The sequence below is a fragment of the Ruegeria sp. CDSA034 genome (assembly GCF_059612275.1).
Genome location: NZ_JBXWQH010000003.1, coordinates 247,233 through 262,598, shown reverse-complemented (window position 1 = coordinate 262,598; position 15,366 = coordinate 247,233). Strand labels below are relative to the sequence as shown.

18 protein-coding genes are annotated in these 15,366 nt (G+C 58.9%); 1 reads left to right on the top strand and 17 read right to left on the bottom strand.

What is annotated here, in order from left to right; all coding sequences use genetic code 11:
• Position 1: 1 nt before the first annotated feature.
• From AC2FLJ_RS08105 to AC2FLJ_RS08040, 14 genes are all read right to left on the bottom strand, one after another.
• The gene (locus tag AC2FLJ_RS08105; RefSeq protein ID WP_496696786.1) at positions 2-664 is read right to left on the bottom strand and encodes an RcGTA-type gene transfer agent tail tape measure protein; all 663 of its coding nucleotides are present in this window, start codon (positions 662-664) and stop codon (positions 2-4) included.
• The gene (locus AC2FLJ_RS08100; RefSeq protein WP_496696788.1) at positions 651-860 is read right to left on the bottom strand and encodes a rcc01693 family protein; all 210 of its coding nucleotides are present in this window, start codon (positions 858-860) and stop codon (positions 651-653) included. The genes AC2FLJ_RS08105 and AC2FLJ_RS08100 overlap by 14 nt, the downstream gene beginning before the upstream one ends.
• A complete protein-coding gene (locus AC2FLJ_RS08095) occupies positions 857-1,177 on the bottom strand; it encodes a gene transfer agent family protein (RefSeq protein ID WP_496696790.1) in 321 nt (106 codons plus the stop codon). Before AC2FLJ_RS08095 ends, AC2FLJ_RS08100 begins: the two co-directional genes overlap by 4 nt.
• A 4-nt stretch (positions 1,178-1,181) precedes the next feature.
• On the bottom strand, positions 1,182-1,595 hold the full coding sequence (locus tag AC2FLJ_RS08090; protein ID WP_496696792.1) for a phage major tail protein, TP901-1 family: 414 nt from the start codon (positions 1,593-1,595) through the stop codon (positions 1,182-1,184).
• A 20-nt stretch (positions 1,596-1,615) separates the two neighbouring features.
• Positions 1,616-2,029: a DUF3168 domain-containing protein gene (locus AC2FLJ_RS08085; RefSeq protein ID WP_496705212.1), complete on the bottom strand. Its 414-nt coding sequence runs from the start codon at positions 2,027-2,029 to the stop codon at positions 1,616-1,618.
• A complete protein-coding gene (locus AC2FLJ_RS08080; RefSeq protein WP_496705210.1) occupies positions 2,026-2,364 on the bottom strand; it encodes a phage head closure protein in 339 nt (112 codons plus the stop codon). The genes AC2FLJ_RS08085 and AC2FLJ_RS08080 overlap by 4 nt, the downstream gene beginning before the upstream one ends.
• Positions 2,361-2,960 carry a head-tail connector protein gene (locus AC2FLJ_RS08075; RefSeq protein WP_496705208.1) on the bottom strand — a complete coding sequence of 200 codons (600 nt, stop codon included), beginning with the start codon at positions 2,958-2,960 and terminating at the stop codon, positions 2,361-2,363. Before AC2FLJ_RS08075 ends, AC2FLJ_RS08080 begins: the two co-directional genes overlap by 4 nt.
• Before the next feature lie 169 nt (positions 2,961-3,129).
• Positions 3,130-4,308, bottom strand: coding sequence for a phage major capsid protein (locus tag AC2FLJ_RS08070; RefSeq protein ID WP_496705206.1), 1,179 nt, complete (start codon positions 4,306-4,308; stop codon positions 3,130-3,132).
• Between the two features lie 34 nt (positions 4,309-4,342).
• Positions 4,343-4,888: an HK97 family phage prohead protease gene (locus AC2FLJ_RS08065; RefSeq protein ID WP_496705204.1), complete on the bottom strand. Its 546-nt coding sequence runs from the start codon at positions 4,886-4,888 to the stop codon at positions 4,343-4,345.
• A gap of 26 nt (positions 4,889-4,914) precedes the next feature.
• Positions 4,915-5,133 (bottom strand): GTA head formation protein, RCAP_rcc01685 family, encoded by a 219-nt coding sequence (locus tag AC2FLJ_RS08060; RefSeq protein ID WP_108860356.1) that lies wholly within the window; start codon positions 5,131-5,133, stop codon positions 4,915-4,917.
• Positions 5,126-6,289: a phage portal protein gene (locus AC2FLJ_RS08055; RefSeq protein ID WP_496705203.1), complete on the bottom strand. Its 1,164-nt coding sequence runs from the start codon at positions 6,287-6,289 to the stop codon at positions 5,126-5,128. The genes AC2FLJ_RS08060 and AC2FLJ_RS08055 overlap by 8 nt, the downstream gene beginning before the upstream one ends.
• Positions 6,290-6,436: 147 nt before the next feature.
• On the bottom strand, positions 6,437-7,147 hold the full coding sequence (locus AC2FLJ_RS08050; RefSeq protein ID WP_496705201.1) for a S1 family peptidase: 711 nt from the start codon (positions 7,145-7,147) through the stop codon (positions 6,437-6,439).
• A gap of 109 nt (positions 7,148-7,256) precedes the next feature.
• Positions 7,257-8,627: a DNA-packaging protein gene (locus AC2FLJ_RS08045; RefSeq protein ID WP_496705411.1), complete on the bottom strand. Its 1,371-nt coding sequence runs from the start codon at positions 8,625-8,627 to the stop codon at positions 7,257-7,259.
• A 498-nt stretch (positions 8,628-9,125) separates the two neighbouring features.
• Entirely contained in the window at positions 9,126-10,193 is a 1,068-nt protein-coding gene (locus AC2FLJ_RS08040) for a linear amide C-N hydrolase (RefSeq protein WP_496696807.1), read from the bottom strand.
• A 420-nt stretch (positions 10,194-10,613) separates the two neighbouring features.
• Here AC2FLJ_RS08040 and AC2FLJ_RS08035 point away from each other — a divergent pair, with 420 nt between their 5' ends.
• Positions 10,614-11,870, top strand: coding sequence for a DEAD/DEAH box helicase (locus AC2FLJ_RS08035; protein ID WP_496705198.1), 1,257 nt, complete (start codon positions 10,614-10,616; stop codon positions 11,868-11,870).
• A gap of 39 nt (positions 11,871-11,909) precedes the next feature.
• Here the strand turns inward: AC2FLJ_RS08035 and mltG are convergent, their stop codons facing one another.
• The 3 genes from mltG to AC2FLJ_RS08020 form a co-directional block, all read right to left on the bottom strand.
• On the bottom strand, positions 11,910-13,070 hold the full coding sequence (mltG, locus tag AC2FLJ_RS08030) for an endolytic transglycosylase MltG (protein WP_496705196.1): 1,161 nt from the start codon (positions 13,068-13,070) through the stop codon (positions 11,910-11,912).
• Positions 13,071-14,336, bottom strand: coding sequence for a beta-ketoacyl-ACP synthase II (gene fabF, locus AC2FLJ_RS08025; RefSeq protein WP_109311409.1), 1,266 nt, complete (start codon positions 14,334-14,336; stop codon positions 13,071-13,073). It lies immediately after the preceding gene.
• Positions 14,337-14,528: 192 nt separating this feature from the next.
• Positions 14,529-15,272: a 1-(5-phosphoribosyl)-5-[(5-phosphoribosylamino)methylideneamino]imidazole-4-carboxamide isomerase gene (locus AC2FLJ_RS08020; protein ID WP_058274006.1), complete on the bottom strand. Its 744-nt coding sequence runs from the start codon at positions 15,270-15,272 to the stop codon at positions 14,529-14,531.
• Between the last annotated feature and the right edge of the window lie 94 nt (positions 15,273-15,366).

Below are 15,366 nucleotides of genomic sequence, written 5' to 3'. Positions count from 1 at the left end.
GTTACCTGTTGCGATTGCCGCGCCCAAGTGCGCGGCTCATCTGCGCCGCAATCTGGCTTTGACTGCGACGGAACCCCTGCACGTCCGGGGTGGTGATGTTCATCACGACATTTACGGCACGCCCACCGCCCGAAGTGCGCACCCCAAGCTTACCGTCCGACCCGCGCGCCAAAGGCATGATCGCTTCGGGTCCGGCTTCCCCCATCAACCCGGTTCCGCCACGCATGGGAAATGTGGTTGGGCCGCTGACAACACCGCCATTGGCGAATGGCATGACGCGCCCTTGAGAAAAACTGCCGCCGTCGGCAAATGGCAAAAGCCCCTGCACCAGACCGCCAACGGTTCCGGCCAGCATCCCGCCAAAGTGATCCGTCACGGGCTTGATCGCCGCCGAATACGCGGTACGGATCATTGAATTCTTCAAAACGTCGAGCGCTTCGGACAGGTTCATCCCATCCAGCACCACGCCATCGAAAGCTTTGCGCAACCCGCTGGACATGCCGCGCTCCAGCGTCGCGACATCCTTGCCGGTTTCCTCAAACGCCGCGCTGATCCGTTTCATCTGGCCGTCAAAAGCAGCCGCCATAGATGCCGCGTCGCCCAGCGAGTCACCCAGCGCATCGCCGCGTTCCTGCAAGTCGTCAAACCCGTCACGATCCGTCATCACGCTCTCCTTGTAATTTGTCCGGATAGGCCTTCAGCATCGCATCCAGGCCAGCCCGGTTCATCGCCGAAAGGCCTAGGCCCTGCCCCAACATCAGTTGCAATTCGGCTGGCGTCAGTCGCCAGAACTGATCTGGCGTCAGACGCAGACCGACAAGCGCGGCCCGCATCAAGGCGGGCCAGTTGAACCCGCTCATGCTTGATCCGGCACCATGAAGGCCCGCGCCAACAACTCGGCTGCCGCACGCGCAGCTGCCATCGGGCCACCCTCGATTTCGGCGCTCAACAGATCGGCGCGGTTGACGTCGCCGCCACCGCCGCGCAATCCGGCCACAATCAGCGCCAATACGTCACCACTGGAATAGGCTCCGCCTTCGAACCGTTGCACGAGTTCCACCAGCGAACCGGCGCCTAGCTCTTGTTCCAATTCCGCCAAAGCGCCCAGCGTCAGCTTGAGCACCCGCCGCTCTCCATCGATGGTCAATGCCACCTCGCCCGTCCACGGATTGGCCATCGGTTTACAGCGCCGTAAAGCTCAGCGCGCCCGCGCTGGCTAAACTCATCTCATAGGTCGCCTCGCCGTTGTGTGAGCCCGCATATTCGACACCTGTGACCTGAAACGGCCCGGCGACAATACCGAAATCCGGGATGATGACCTGAAAATCCGGTGTTTCGCCGTCAAAGAACAATTGCCGCGCGCGTTCATCAGTCCCGGCGTCCTTGAACACCCCCGAGCCGGATATCGACGCTGATTTGACCCCGGCACCCGATAGAAGTTCGCGCCAGCCACCCTGACTTTCCAAGCTGGTGACATCCACACTTTCCGCGTTGAAGCTGACGCGCGTGGCGCGCAATCCCGCGATCGTTTCGAACAGACCGCTGCCGTTCATATCCACTTTGACCAACAGGTCCTTGCCGTTCTGGGCACCCATATGCTCTCTCCGTTGATTGGTTAGTCGTCTTCCACGCGGGCGCGGAATTTCAGGTCGATCTGGCGGATCGCTCCACCGGTCCCGGTGCGCCGGGCTGATGCGCGCTCGAACCACAGGCCCACCACACGCCCGCGATCAAGGCTGGGCATGGCACCCTTCAGCGCGTCACACACAGCTCCTGCCAGGGTCTTGGCGGCCCCGAACCCTGCGGCTTCGGACACGACCGAAACCGTGAACCGATGAACCGCACCCCCGCCCGATCGGTCAGAGACATCACGAACCTCTTCTGGTCCCAGCGTCACATAAGTCTGTGGTACTGCTCCGGCTGGCAGCGCGTCATATATTGCGCCACCCGACAAATCGTTAACTTGCGCGTCCTCTGAAATCTGCTTGAACACCGCCGCCTGGAGGGCGGCTGAAACGCCATAGCTCATGCTGCCACCTCCTCATCCGCGAAACAGATCAGGTACTGGCCGCGCGGATCACGCTCAGCGACAGCGCGGATGACAAAGCGACGTGCGCCCTCAGCAAAGCGCTGATCCGGCGATGGCCGCGTGGTCGAACCGGTGGGCGCGCCCCGGATCACGATGCGATAGCCGACTCGCGAAATAGGGACACCAGCCACCTGCCGCTCGGACCCGCTGCGGGCGGTCACCTCGGCCCATACCGTGCCCAGCGGCACCCAGGTTTCGGTGTATCCGCCTGACCCATCGGCCACGCGCACCGGCGCCTCCAACTCCAGCTTTCTGTTCAACCGCGGCGCTTTCATTGCATCACCCCAGCGCCAAACCGAACTGTGCGATAGCGTTGGATCAGACTGGTAACGCCAAATGGCATGCACCCGGCACCCAGCGCTGTCTCGTCGCGGTATTCGTAATAATGCGCGGCCAGCAACAGCACCGCCTGCCCCAGATCGGCGGGCAACCCGCCCCAATCCGCTGCCATCCCAGCGGCAAAGACGATCCTGACAGAACCACCCTTTGGCATCTTCGGCATCAGTGGCCCCATTGGCCTAAGACGGGGACGCTGAGCATCTTTTTCCAACCGGTATCTATCCGGGGCTAAGACAGTCTCTGCGCCTTCTGCCTCAGCCAGCGTCACACTCTTGACCTCGGTGACCGGAGCCACCGGCAGCACCTCTCCCGACTGGTCTCGCCATACGGTCAGGCTCCAGGAAAAATCGCGCTCGATCAGAACCTTGCCAGTGCGCGCTTCGATTGCCGCAACGGCTGCGCGCAGAAATCCTTTCAGTACATCATCCTGTACGCTGTCTTCGGCAAAGCCCGTGCCCAGCCGCAGATGCGCCTTAAACTGATCCACCGGCAGCGCCGCATCCGCGATGGCGGTTCCTTCGATCAACATCATCCATTCACTCCGCAATCTCGGACCCCTCCGGGGGCCTCACTCAAGAAAATGACGGGCACGCGCCGCCCCACGTTGCTCGGACGGAGGGGAGCAGCTAGACAACGCAGGGGATCTCACCCCGGCCCGCGCCCGCGCCCGAGGGGCAAATGCCCCCCGGATCCGTCACCAATTAGGCGGTGCCGAATTTCACCAGCTTGATCGCGGCAAAGTCACTCACGTCACCGCCGACGCGCTTGGTCGCGTAGAACAGAACGTGTGGCTTGGCACTGAACGGATCACGCAAGACGCGCAGATCAGGGCGCTCGGCAATTGTGTAACCGGCTTGGAAGTCACCGAATGCGATCGAGAAGCTATCGGTGCCCGCGTCCGGCATATCCTCGGCAATCAGAACCGGATATCCCATCAGGCGCGCAGGCTCACCGGCAGCCAGACCGTCAGACCAGAGGAAGCGACCATCGCTGTCTTTCAGCTTGCGGATCACACCGGCTGTTTTTGAATTCATCACGAAGGAGCCATTGACGCGATACTGCGCGCCCAGCGCATAGACCACATCGACAATCGCATCCGCATCGACACCACCGTCAATGCCGGTCGGGACATAGCCCAGATTGCCCCAGGTCCAGACATCATTGTCGACCTTGGCATGGTTCAGAATGCCGTTGGGTTTGTCCGCGCCATCGCCCGAGATGAACGCCGCCGCTTCGGCACGGGCAAACTTGTCAGCAATACGACCGGCCAGCCATCCTTCGACATCAAACGCGCTGTCATCCAGCAAACGTTGCGACGCCTTGGGTAGCGCGCTCAGCTCGTGCAGGGCAATCGAGATTCGATCAATTGACGGGGTCGCTGTCTCGGTGGCCGCTGAGCTTTCATCCGCCCAGCCGGCGCCCACGTCAGTGTGGTCGATCAACACGTCGAACGAATTTGCCTCGACATTCACTACCGAAGCGATCGAACGGATCGAGGCCGTGGATTTCAGCACCGACTTGATCATCTCGGCGGTTTGCGGATCGACCAGATATCCGCCATCGCTGTTAACGGCGCTGGACAGCGATTTGGCTTCGATATCCAGGCCGCGCAGGCCGTCATCGTCACCGCATCTTACATAGGCGTCGAAAGCCTTCTGATGCGGCGCACCGTCCTCGATTGATGCTGCAAGATGCGGGCGCGCCGCGATGATTGATTTACGATCCAGCATGGTCAGTCGCTCTTCTGTCTGTTGCAGTTTGGTTTTAACTTCAGCCTTCAGGCCCTTGAATTCGTTTACGAAGCCAGTCATCGCCTGCTTCACCTCTTGAACCAGGGGCACACCCTCTCCGGTCAAGGCCGGGGTCTCGGTCTTGCTCATCAGAACTTCCTTATTTGGGTGGGATTGAGGCGCGCTAGGTTCGCGCCAACTCCTGCCGGGCGTGATCAAACACCTCGGCAATACAGCGCAGAGTGTCCTCGGCGTCCGGGGTCGCCCCCTTTGCCGCTACCCGCGCACTGGGCAGCATCGGAAAAGTCACAAGCGACACCTCCCACAGCTCCAGTTCGGTCAGGACCCGATGGCCCTCTTCATTTTTTTTGGCTCGTCTGGTGCGATAGCCGATCGACAGCCCGTCAATGGCCCCGGCCCGGATCAATTCCGCGGCTTCACGACCTTTCTGCGTGCTTTCCAACATACGTCCCTTGACCCAAAGCCCGCGCTCATCCTCGCGCACGTCGTCCCAAACACCGATGGGCTGCGCCGGGTCGTGCTGCCACAGCATCTTGACCAGCTGACCTGCCGCCTTCAGTCCGGCCAACGACCTGCGATATGCGCCTTTCTGCACCACATCGCTCCCTTGATCGACCTGCCCAAACAGGCTGGCATAGCCCTCGATCACCGCGTCCTCGGTCACCGACAATCCATCGCTAAACCGCGCGAACTTGTGCTCTAAGTCCATGAATACCTCCTCATAAGTCTCTGAATTCATGGCGACACCACCAGAATTGACTGAAACGCTTGCGCCAGGATCACCGCAACGACTCCATAGACCGTCAACCACAGCCGTTTCTCCAGCCGTTCCATCATCTCTTCGATCTGATCCAGCCGCCTGCATAGATGCGCGTGCTGAATCTCGGCCACCCGTTCATGCGCAGCCAGACGCAGGCCCGGCGCACAGTCAAACGGCGGATACCCCTCAGCCATCTGCACGCTCCGGCAGCCCCAGCATCAAGCGTTTTTCAGCGTCTGTCAGGAACTCGGCACCGTTGACTCGCGCCCACTGCGCATCCCGCTCCGCCGACAGCGCCGGCACCTGATCTAGGTCGGGTTTCAACACCAGTTCTTCGCCAGTAAAGCCCGCCAGCCATTCCGACACCGCCGCCGCCACCCGCGTCACCAGGGGCAGAACGGTCAGGCGGTAAAACGCCCGGTTGGCCTCCTGATAGTTCGAATAGGTCGCGTCGCCCTGAATTCCCAGCAACATCGGCGGGACCCCAAAGGCCAGCGCGATCTCGCGGGCGGCGGCTTCCTTGGTCTTTTGAAACTCCATGTCAGAGGGTGAGAAACCCATCGGCTTCCAATCGAGCCCCCCTTCCAGAACCATCGGACGGCCTGCATTGCGCGCCCCGCGATAGTTCTGCTCAATCTCATCGGACAAGCGGCGGAATTGATCCTCAGCCATCACCCCATGGCCATCGCCACCCTTCCACACCAGCGCCCCCGAAGGCCGTGCCGCATTGTCGAGCAGCGATTTCGACCACCGAGACGCGCTGTTATGCACATCAATCGCCATCGCCGCCGCCTGCATTGGCGAGAACCCGTAGTGATCATCTTGCGGATGGAATGACTTGATATGACAGATATTTTCCGCTGCAAACCGATGTTTCTTGCCCCCGACGGCATAGTCATAAGTCTTGGGCCACCCATCCGCCCCGGGCACCACGCTCATCCGGTCCGAGCGCACCACATGCAGCTCAACCGGCAGCCCTTCTTCGGCCTGCACCGCCTCGACATAGGCATTGCCCGACAACAGCAACTGTCCGAACAGAGCCTCCATCAACTCCGCCCGCCCCTGCGCCGCATTCGGACGGCGCATTAGGGATATGATTGGATGCACGTCATAACGCTGCGCCTGATCCTGCAGCACCAAAGGCAACGCCGCCGCTGCCTCGGCAATCAGCTTGACCGAGCGGAACCCCACCGGGTTCCCCGAAAACCCCGTCCGCGTCAGCGAAACCGCGTCCCTGGGGCTCCACGCCACGCGTCCGCCCGTCTGCCAGGCCACTACAGGCCCCGCCGCGCTCGCCTTTGCCTCAGGCGCTTCCCCAGCCGATCCACGACGCAAGAAATCGAATACCATCTGTGCTCCTTTCTGCCGCCGCTCTGCCCGGCTTGTTGAAAGGAGTTATGACGGAAAGAGGTTTAAGCCTCGGGAATGGAGCGTGCGGAGGTTGAGCAACGGAAAATCGCGCTTACCATTCATGGAAAGAGAAACACTTACAGGCTCTTAACCGATTTCGTCTATCAGATTTCTAATCGAGCTGGCGCATGTTGCGTAGGTGATTCCAGTGTTTTGCTTGTAAACGGCATCTAGTTCTGACTGCCAATCGGAATCTGGCATTTCGACTGGTCTGATTTCTTCCTTGTAGCCAGTAACGACACCGCAAACTCTATGTAAGCCATCTCTATAATGAACAACCGGTCCACCAGAGAAACCTATCGTATTGAACCCGTCCAATATCATACGGTTTCCGGTAATAGCTGATACAATAGCCCCTCTCTGAAATGGGAAAGGACGCCCCTCCAAACCCGAGAAGTCAACATATTCCTCAAGCGACAGGGGGAATCCTAGGAAGTGTACGTGCTGCCCACAAACAAGGCCGTCAATATCTAGCGGAAGCGACAGCTTATCAAGAAAATCAACAGGGTATAGAGGGTTACTGAATACAGCAATATCAAGATCGACTGACTTAGTTAGCAAAACAGCAGAACTGAGGTACTCCCAGCCATGTCGACTCTTTATTGCAATCGGTTTTTCTAAGCTGTCATCAACTAAATGGTTGGCCGTGATAAAATAATGATTGCCTCTGTACTGGACTGAAACAGCGGTTCCTAACTGCGATGATCGAAAAAGGAAGGTTCGGCCCAATACATTAGTCGTGGGCGGCATTATTCGAAACACCGAACTAGAGTGATCTAGGTGAGTTACATCGCCCATCGAGTGCGCAACCTTAGATAATAGTCACGCAAAAGCTGGGCTATCCATATGAGAACGTCAAGCTGTAATGTATCGCAATACAAAGGAAAAACTAATTCATTGACTGCATCTACAAACTCCGCACCCTCGGCCGCCGATACGCCCCCGCAGGCCTCACAACCAACTCATGCAGCGCCCAGACCAGCGCATCTACCCGGTCGGGCGAGCCCTGCCCCTCGAACCCGTGCGCGGTCATCTGGCACATCTGCTCCTCCAGCGCGTCCAACCCGGCCACATGCACCACCCGCTCTTGTTCATACAATGCCGCCACAGGCTCAGCTCGCGCGACCTTCCCGCGCGACGCCCGCACAGCGCGGAACGGGACCAGAGGGTCCACCTGCCGCACCACCTCTTCCACCAGTTGCCCGCCCTGATTGACTTCGGCCACCAGACGTTCACCCCCGAACTCATCCATCGCGTCAATTGCCGCCTGCGCCCAGCCCGCCGGGCCAACGCCCTGCACCGTCCGATCGGCCAGCACATAGGCGCGCCACTCCTCGGGCGGCCCTTGCACTTGTGCGCCGACCACCACGATCCCACAAGCATCCGCATTCGACCCAGCCGTCACCGCCGGGTCCAGCGCCACCACTATACGGTCCAACTCTGGTACATTTTCAACTCGCGCCGCATCCAGCATGGACCCGGTCCACAACGCCCCCTCGGCATCCGACAGCAGCACGCCGTCCAACTCTTGCCGCCCCAGCCGCGTCCCCGCATAGCGCGCCCGCACCTCGGCCAGAAACGAATCCGCCAGATTGGCCCTGTTCGCCTCGGTCGGCGCATGGGTCTGCACGGTGGACGGAGATGCCAGCAATTCCTTCAAAACCTTCACATTGCGCGGCGTGGTCGTCACACAGACCCGAGGCCGCTCCCCCAAGCGCAGCGCAAATTGCAGCATATCCCAGGTCTCGCCCGCCTTCTTCCACTTAGCCAACTCATCCACCCAGGCTGCATCGAACTGAGGCCCGCGCAACCCTTCGGGATCATGCGCTGAAAACGCTTGCGCCTCTGCTCCGTTTGGCCAGATCAGTTTCCGTTCGGACGCCTTCCAGACGGGTCGCCGATCCGGCGGCGAGCATTGCAATATCCCGCTATCGCCAAAGATCATCACATCGCGTACCTGATCGAATGTCTCACCCACCAATGCCACACGACGCGCCCCGCCGCGATCCAGCGGCAAAGACCCCTCGACCACCTGTCGCACCCATTCGGCTCCGGCTCGCGTCTTACCAGCCCCACGCCCCCCCATGATGACCCAAGACCGCCAGTCGCCTTCGGGCGGCAACTGATGCGGCAGTGCCCAGAACTCGAACAGAAAAGGGAGGGCGCACAGCCCCCCCTCCCCGATCTCACTCAGAAATCTGTCCCGAACCGCAGCAGGCGCGGAGGCGATCCAGCCTGCACCCAACCTCAAATCGAGCGCGCTCAAGGTCGAGCGCATACCCCCCTTGGGCAATTCCGGCTTGTCTGTGATGTTGTTCGACAAAGCTTGTCTCCACTTTCTGACAACTTCGGATCAGCCCCTCTAACTGCCCGAGTTGCTTGGCTGAACCAGCAAGATCTGCATCCTCCCCGGCACCGATCTGCCTGCGCAGTTCTTCCGCTGCTTGGCGCAGATCGCGAATGGATCTCTCAAGCGACTGCAACAAATCAGCCGTCTGGGACATCCGCTCTTCCGGGGTAATCAAAGTCATGTGTGCCTGTGACCTCATGCGTGAGTGATCTCCGCACGAGAGAAACGAAAAACGGCCACCGGGTCGCCCCGGGGCCGTCGCCCACCTCTTCTAGCATGACACAACTTATACGCGATAAAGCCCGCAAAGTCAATGCTTTGCGCAACAACGGCGCAACGGGTAACGTGCGCTGATAGTTAAGAGGCCTTTACTGATAGGACCATGTGGCAGACGGTCGTCAGTGGTTGAGCTCCGTGACTACAACGTTACGTATCGCCGAGAAAAAGAAATGGCTCGGAAGGTTCAAAGCTGGCCGAAACCTCGCCCGCAAGGATGGGCTTTTCGCCAAGTTCCAGTTTCAGGGTAGAAGCCCCATCGGAGAGATCAAGGTTTTCGATATCCACCCAAAACAATGTAGGGCTGAACACGCTCTCATAATAGTACCGACCCAGCTCATGATCAGCGACCGTACGCCAGGTTGTCGATGCGATGTTTGGGCGCTCCGGGTCCGTCACACCAAATGGTACGGAAATTGATCGCACAAGAGAGAACACCGCTGCCGTCGCATCGTTTTTGTCTTCGAACGAGGGAACGGCATTCAGATTCCAGCTCAACCGCGCAAACCGGTCGGAGGACCGATGGGTGCCGGGCAAAAATGAAAGACCATTAACTTCACCCCAATAAGTAGTGATAGCGAGTTGTTCGTCAAAAGTAGGAGAGTTTGTCATGACAGTAAATTCGCGGCCATGGTGGATAACCAACTCGCCATCGAGATACTCGAATATTGCACTGTCACCAGACGCATCGGATAGCGCAATATGCCCCCCTGCCTCATGTCCGCTAGGCAACATCGGCGCTACAATCACGAATGGCTCTTGCTCCATAGCTGCAACGGCTTCTTCAACTGTTGCAAAGTTGTCTAGAAAATACTGCAACCACCCTCCGACAGAAATGAGAGGTTTGTCTCCGGCATTTTCCGTCCCGTAATCCGCTTCGGCAAGATAGAGAGCATTGCCGACCAGCCCGCCATCATTCATGCCGTCAACAGTTGCTCCGTCATAGATCGTTGCCACGACAGAGCCGTATTTGGACGTCCATTCGACCGAATTCTCTCCGGCACCACCGTCTCGGTACATGCCCCGCGGGAAGGCCCAAATATCTGTTGAAGTATCTTCGAACCAGTCAAGCGTCCTCCCCGTGAGGAAGGATCCGTCTGCCGTTTCATAGACGATCCGAGAGCATGCGATTGCTGAAGACGCGGCTAGAACCACGGTCAGAGTGGTAGCTACAAGTATTTTAGCGCACATTTCTGGAATCCTTTTTTGGTCATACACAAAAAGTCATCTCCCCTAAGGATCGGGTATTTACCGATGTTATGAAAGCCAAGAAGCACTTCGGGATTTTCAAAGCCCAGCCGGACAAGGTTCTTCTATTTGAACAATCCGATCCCTGACGGCCGCGGCAGGTACATGTTCCCACTTCACAGTTCATGCCTTGACAATTGTTAGAAAAACTAGCATGTGCCACCTTAAGACAGCGCTGACGCGTGAGCATTGACGGTCGTAGCAGACCCCACAGCGCATCACTACATCTCCTAGTTCCCATTCACGCAGGGTTCTTGACGCGACGCCAGATGGCGCAGGGTTCGCCTGCACGTCCCGAGGTTTAGCGGAAACCCTGCCGGTCACGCGCTGCGTGGCCAGACACGTCTTGTCCGTACGGCTATCGCCTTGCGGATTACGAAGGATAGTTATTTGTTCGACTTCGACATGCTGGGTCTTGCACCAGCCCTCAACGATGCACTGAAACGTGCCAATTTCTCACAACCGACCCCTATTCAGAACCAGGCCATCCCGCTGGCGCTGAACGGTCACGACATCCTGGGCCTGGCGCAGACCGGCACCGGTAAGACGCTGGCATTCGGTCTGCCGCTGATCGACCATTTGCTGGCGCAGTCCGGCAAACCCGCGCCCAAAACCGCCAAGGCGCTGATCCTTGCCCCCACCCGCGAGCTGGTCAACCAGATCGCGGATAGCCTGCGCAACCTGACCGACAAGACCAAGCTGCGCGTAGCCACCGTGGTCGGTGGCCAGTCGATCGGCAGACAGATCTCGTTCCTGTCGCGCGGCACCGACATTCTGGTCGCCACGCCCGGGCGTTTGATTGACCTGATGGAACGCGGTGCCGTTGACCTCGGCTCAGTGCGACATCTTGTATTGGACGAGGCCGACCAGATGCTGGACATGGGCTTTATCCACGCGCTGCGCAAAATCGCACCCAAGCTGGGCACGCCGCGTCAAACCATGCTGTTTTCGGCCACGATGCCGAAGCAGATGGAGGAACTCAGCCAATCCTATCTGACCAACCCGCAGCGGGTGCAGGTCTCGCCTCCAGGTAAAGCGGCTGACAAGATCACGCAGTCTGTGCATTTCGTCGACAGGGCCGGCAAACCGCGGAAACTGCGCGAAATTCTGTCCGGTGACATGGAAGCTCTGACCTTGGTATTTTCTCGTACCAAACACGGTGCCGAGAAACTGATGAAAGGCCTTGTGGCCGATGGTTTCAACGCGGCTTCGATTCACGGTAACAAAAGCCAGGGACAGCGCGACCGCGCGATCAAGGCGTTCCGGGCCGGAGAGATCAACGTATTGGTCGCGACCGACGTGGCCGCGCGTGGCATCGACATTCCCGGTGTTGCCTATGTGATCAACTATGACCTGCCCGAAGTGCCCGACAACTATGTCCACCGCATCGGGCGCACAGCCCGTGCTGGTCGCGAAGGTGAAGCTATCGCCTTCTGCTCACCGGACGAGGTGGACCAGCTGCGCCAGATTCAGAAGCTGATGAAGATCGAAATTCCGGTCGCCAGCGGCACCATGCCAGAATTTTCCGAGCCTAAGAAAACCCGCAATCGCGGAGGCTTCCGGGGGCGTAAACCGCAGGGGGCAAATTCGACATCGAAGCCCACGTCCTCGAAGCGTCGTCGTCCACGCGGACGTCCCGCTGCGTGAAAAAAAGAAAAGGCCGCGTTTTCGACGCGGCCTTTTTTCTTAGTTGCTTGAGCTGTTTCTTTCAGCCTCAATCTCTCGCCACTTAGCGACGTTCCGATTGTGCTCCTGCAAGGTTTCCGCAAACGCGTGCCCCCCGGTGCCATCCGCAACAAAGAAGACAAAGTTGGTCTCTTCCGGTGCGACAGCAGCCTCAAGGCTGGCCAACCCTGGGTTGGCAATGGGTGTCGGCGGCAAACCGTCTATCACATAAGTATTCCAGGGTGTTGCACGGCGCAGTTCACTGCGACGCAGCCCGCGCCCCAGCGTGCCTTGACCCTTGGTGACGCCATAGATGACCGTCGGGTCTGTCTGCAGCTTCATGCCCTGCTCAAGCCGGTTCACAAAGACGCTTGCAACCTGCCCGCGTTCATTGGGAACACCGGTTTCCTTTTCGATGATCGACGCGAGGATCAGCATTTCCTCTGGGCTGCTGATGGGAAGGTCGCCTTTGCGGCTCTCCCACACTGCATTGATGCGCAATTGTTGCTTGTCTTGCATCGCCTGCAGAACAGTCGTCCGGTCATCGCCCGGTGCCAAGTCATAGCTGTCAGGCGCCAACATCCCTTCGGCCGGGATCTCGGCAATCTCACCTGTCAGCGGTTCAATCGCCTGCAAGCCTTGCGCCACCTGCCAAGAGGTCACGCCTTCGGCAACAGACACACGGTACCGGGTGTCGGCTTCTTCACGCTTTTGACCATATTCGGCAGGGATTTTTTCGTCGGTCACATCAAACGAAGCGATTTCGACAAACTCCAGCGTTGCCGGGTCTAACTCGCGAACCCGGGTCTGGATGCGCGTGACACCGATACGGTATTCAATCTCAGACCCGCAGGTGCTGGCACCGCTGCTGGTGATCTCATCGATGATCTGCTCCATCGACGCACCTTCGCGCACCAGAAAGCTACCGGCTTTCAGCTGCTGCGATTTATCTGTGTAGTCCGCAGCCATGCGAAAGATCATGGCGCTGCTGATGGCTCCGTCATCTTCAAGCTCTTGGCTGACACGGGTCATATTCGACCCGCTTCTGACTTGCAGGCACATGGCGGATTCCAGCGGACCCTCGGCCTTGTATTGCGACTGCCCCCACACAACCAGCCCGCCCATCAGGAACAAGCCTACAATCAGCAGAGTCAGCGCGTTCGAAGCAAGAGCCCGCAACATTTAGCTGACCTTTCCGAAGATCACGCTGGCATTGGTGCCGCCAAAGCCGAACGAATTCGACAGCGCCACGTTGATCTCACGCTCACGCTTGGCGTTGGGTGCCAGATCAATCGGAGTTTCAACGGCGGGGTTATCCAAATTGATCGTCGGCGGGGCCACTTGATCCCGGATCGCCAGGATCGAAAAGATCGCCTCAATCGCGCCAGCCGCACCCAAAAGGTGACCGGTGGCCGATTTGGTCGAAGTCATGGTGGCCTTGCTGGCGTGATCACCTAACAGGCGCTCTACCGCGCCCAGTTCGATCGTATCCGCCATGGTCGATGTGCCGTGCGCGTTGATATAGTCCAGATCCGAAGGCTCCAAACCGGCGCTGCGTAATGCGGCCTTCATGGAACGCTCAGCGCCATCACCATCCTCGGACGGTGCAGTTATGTGATAAGCGTCGCCGGACATGCCGTAACCTAGCACTTCGGCATAGATCTTCGCACCGCGCGCCTTGGCGTGCTCGTATTCTTCCAGAACCACAATGCCTGCGCCCTCGCCCATGACAAAGCCGTCACGGTCCACATCATATGGTCGGCTGGCTTTCTTCGGATCGTCGGCATATTTGGTCGACAGCGCCTTGCACGCATTAAAGCCAGCGATACCGATCTCGCAGATACAGCCTTCGCCGCCGCCAGCAACCATGACATCTGCGTCACCCGCACGAATGATGCGGCTGGCATCACCGATTGCATGCGCGCCAGTCGAACAGGCCGTCACGACCGAGTGGTTGGGCCCCTTGAACCCATGGCGGATCGAAACCTGACCGGACGCCAGATTAATCAGTGCGCCTGGGATAAAGAACGGCGATACACGGCGCGGACCTTTGTCGCGGATCAGGTTCGCTGTTTCAGCGATAGAGCCCAAACCGCCGATACCCGATCCGATCAGGACACCTGTTCGCAGGCGGTCTTCTTCATCCTCGGGCAGCCAGTTTGCATCCTGACAAGCCATGTCAGCGGCAGCGATCGAATACAGGATAAAGTCTTCGATCTTGCGTTGCTCTTTTGGCGGCAACCAATCGTTGGGATTGAATGTCCCATCAGTTCCATCGCCGCGCGGAACTTCGCAGGCATAGGTCGTGGTGACACCGCTTGCTTCGGCATCAAATTTCGTGATCGGGCCCGCGCCGGATTCCCCATCCAGCAGCCGTGACCAAGATTTCTCGACCCCGCTGGCCAAAGGAGTGACCAATCCCAGACCGGTTACAACGACTCTGCGCATGAAATGCCTCTTGCCTGCTTCCTATTTGAGAACCGCTCATACCCCGGCCCGGGGTCCGGGGGCAAGAGCAACGGCACATTCCCACCCGGCACCATTTCGCCGGACGGTCCGTCTGTGCGGCTTGTACCAAAACAAATTGCCCCGGCCCTTTCACGGAATTGAAAGGCCGGGGCAATGACGTGCAAGACAGGATTACTGGAATTCAGCGACCGGCTCGTGGGCTTGCTCGGCCACGTTAAGCGCGTCTGCCAAGTCAATCGTTTTGCGGAACAAAGCCCGCCCAACCAATGCGCCCGAGATGTTGTGCACATAGGCCAGACGCGAGATGTCATCTGATGTCCGAACGACACCGCTGGCAATAACCGGCGTGCGTGACAGCTGTGCAAGACCCGAGATCAGACCCAGCTGCGCATCGACGTCTTCGATGTCGCTGTCGATATCGGTCACCAGAATCGCCGCAAAGGGCGTGCCCTCGAACGCTTGAATAAACGCTTCGGGCGTAAACGCACTCTGACTGCGCCAGCCTTCAGTCATGACCTGACCTTGCCAGACATCCACAGCCAGAACGATCTGGTCCGGATAAAGCTTGGCCAGTTCCTTGACCAGATTCGGATCCCAGGCGGCAAGCGTACCAATCACCACCCGTCCCGCGCCTTTGTCGATCCAGTATTCGACCTGTTCCCGCGTCCGCATACCGCCGGCCAGTTGCACAGACATCTCGGACGTGCGGATAATTTCCTCGACCAATTCGGCGTTGGTATCGCGGCCTTCGATCGCATCGAAATCCGTCAGGTGCATCCACATGGCACCGGCTGCAGACCAGCTGCGTGCCGTGTCCGCCGGATTCACATGCCAGATCATCGCGTCGTCCAGACGGCCTTTGTCCAGTGTGACACACCGGCCGTTCTGCAATTCCATCGTGGGGTAAATCCTCATGAGCATTCTCCTCCGCTCAATCGCTCTGCAATTCCAGAGTACCATACACGCGGAAGATCGGTCCGTTATTACCAGGATCGGCAAACTACGGCCG

Coding starts and splice junctions, on each gene's coding strand:
- AC2FLJ_RS08105 (WP_496696786.1), bottom strand. CDS start 664: ATGACGGATCGTGACGGGTTTGACGACTTGCAGGAACGCGGCGATGCG.
- AC2FLJ_RS08100 (WP_496696788.1), bottom strand. CDS start 860: ATGAGCGGGTTCAACTGGCCCGCCTTGATGCGGGCCGCGCTTGTCGGT.
- AC2FLJ_RS08095 (WP_496696790.1), bottom strand. CDS start 1,177: ATGGCCAATCCGTGGACGGGCGAGGTGGCATTGACCATCGATGGAGAG.
- AC2FLJ_RS08090 (WP_496696792.1), bottom strand. CDS start 1,595: ATGGGTGCCCAGAACGGCAAGGACCTGTTGGTCAAAGTGGATATGAAC.
- AC2FLJ_RS08085 (WP_496705212.1), bottom strand. CDS start 2,029: ATGAGCTATGGCGTTTCAGCCGCCCTCCAGGCGGCGGTGTTCAAGCAG.
- AC2FLJ_RS08080 (WP_496705210.1), bottom strand. CDS start 2,364: ATGAAAGCGCCGCGGTTGAACAGAAAGCTGGAGTTGGAGGCGCCGGTG.
- AC2FLJ_RS08075 (WP_496705208.1), bottom strand. CDS start 2,960: ATGATGTTGATCGAAGGAACCGCCATCGCGGATGCGGCGCTGCCGGTG.
- AC2FLJ_RS08070 (WP_496705206.1), bottom strand. CDS start 4,308: ATGAGCAAGACCGAGACCCCGGCCTTGACCGGAGAGGGTGTGCCCCTG.
- AC2FLJ_RS08065 (WP_496705204.1), bottom strand. CDS start 4,888: ATGGACTTAGAGCACAAGTTCGCGCGGTTTAGCGATGGATTGTCGGTG.
- AC2FLJ_RS08060 (WP_108860356.1), bottom strand. CDS start 5,133: ATGGCTGAGGGGTATCCGCCGTTTGACTGTGCGCCGGGCCTGCGTCTG.
- AC2FLJ_RS08055 (WP_496705203.1), bottom strand. CDS start 6,289: ATGGTATTCGATTTCTTGCGTCGTGGATCGGCTGGGGAAGCGCCTGAG.
- AC2FLJ_RS08050 (WP_496705201.1), bottom strand. CDS start 7,147: ATGGGCGATGTAACTCACCTAGATCACTCTAGTTCGGTGTTTCGAATA.
- AC2FLJ_RS08045 (WP_496705411.1), bottom strand. CDS start 8,627: ATGCGCTCGACCTTGAGCGCGCTCGATTTGAGGTTGGGTGCAGGCTGG.
- mltG (WP_496705196.1), bottom strand. CDS start 13,070: ATGTTGCGGGCTCTTGCTTCGAACGCGCTGACTCTGCTGATTGTAGGC.
- fabF (WP_109311409.1), bottom strand. CDS start 14,336: ATGCGCAGAGTCGTTGTAACCGGTCTGGGATTGGTCACTCCTTTGGCC.
- AC2FLJ_RS08020 (WP_058274006.1), bottom strand. CDS start 15,272: ATGAGGATTTACCCCACGATGGAATTGCAGAACGGCCGGTGTGTCACA.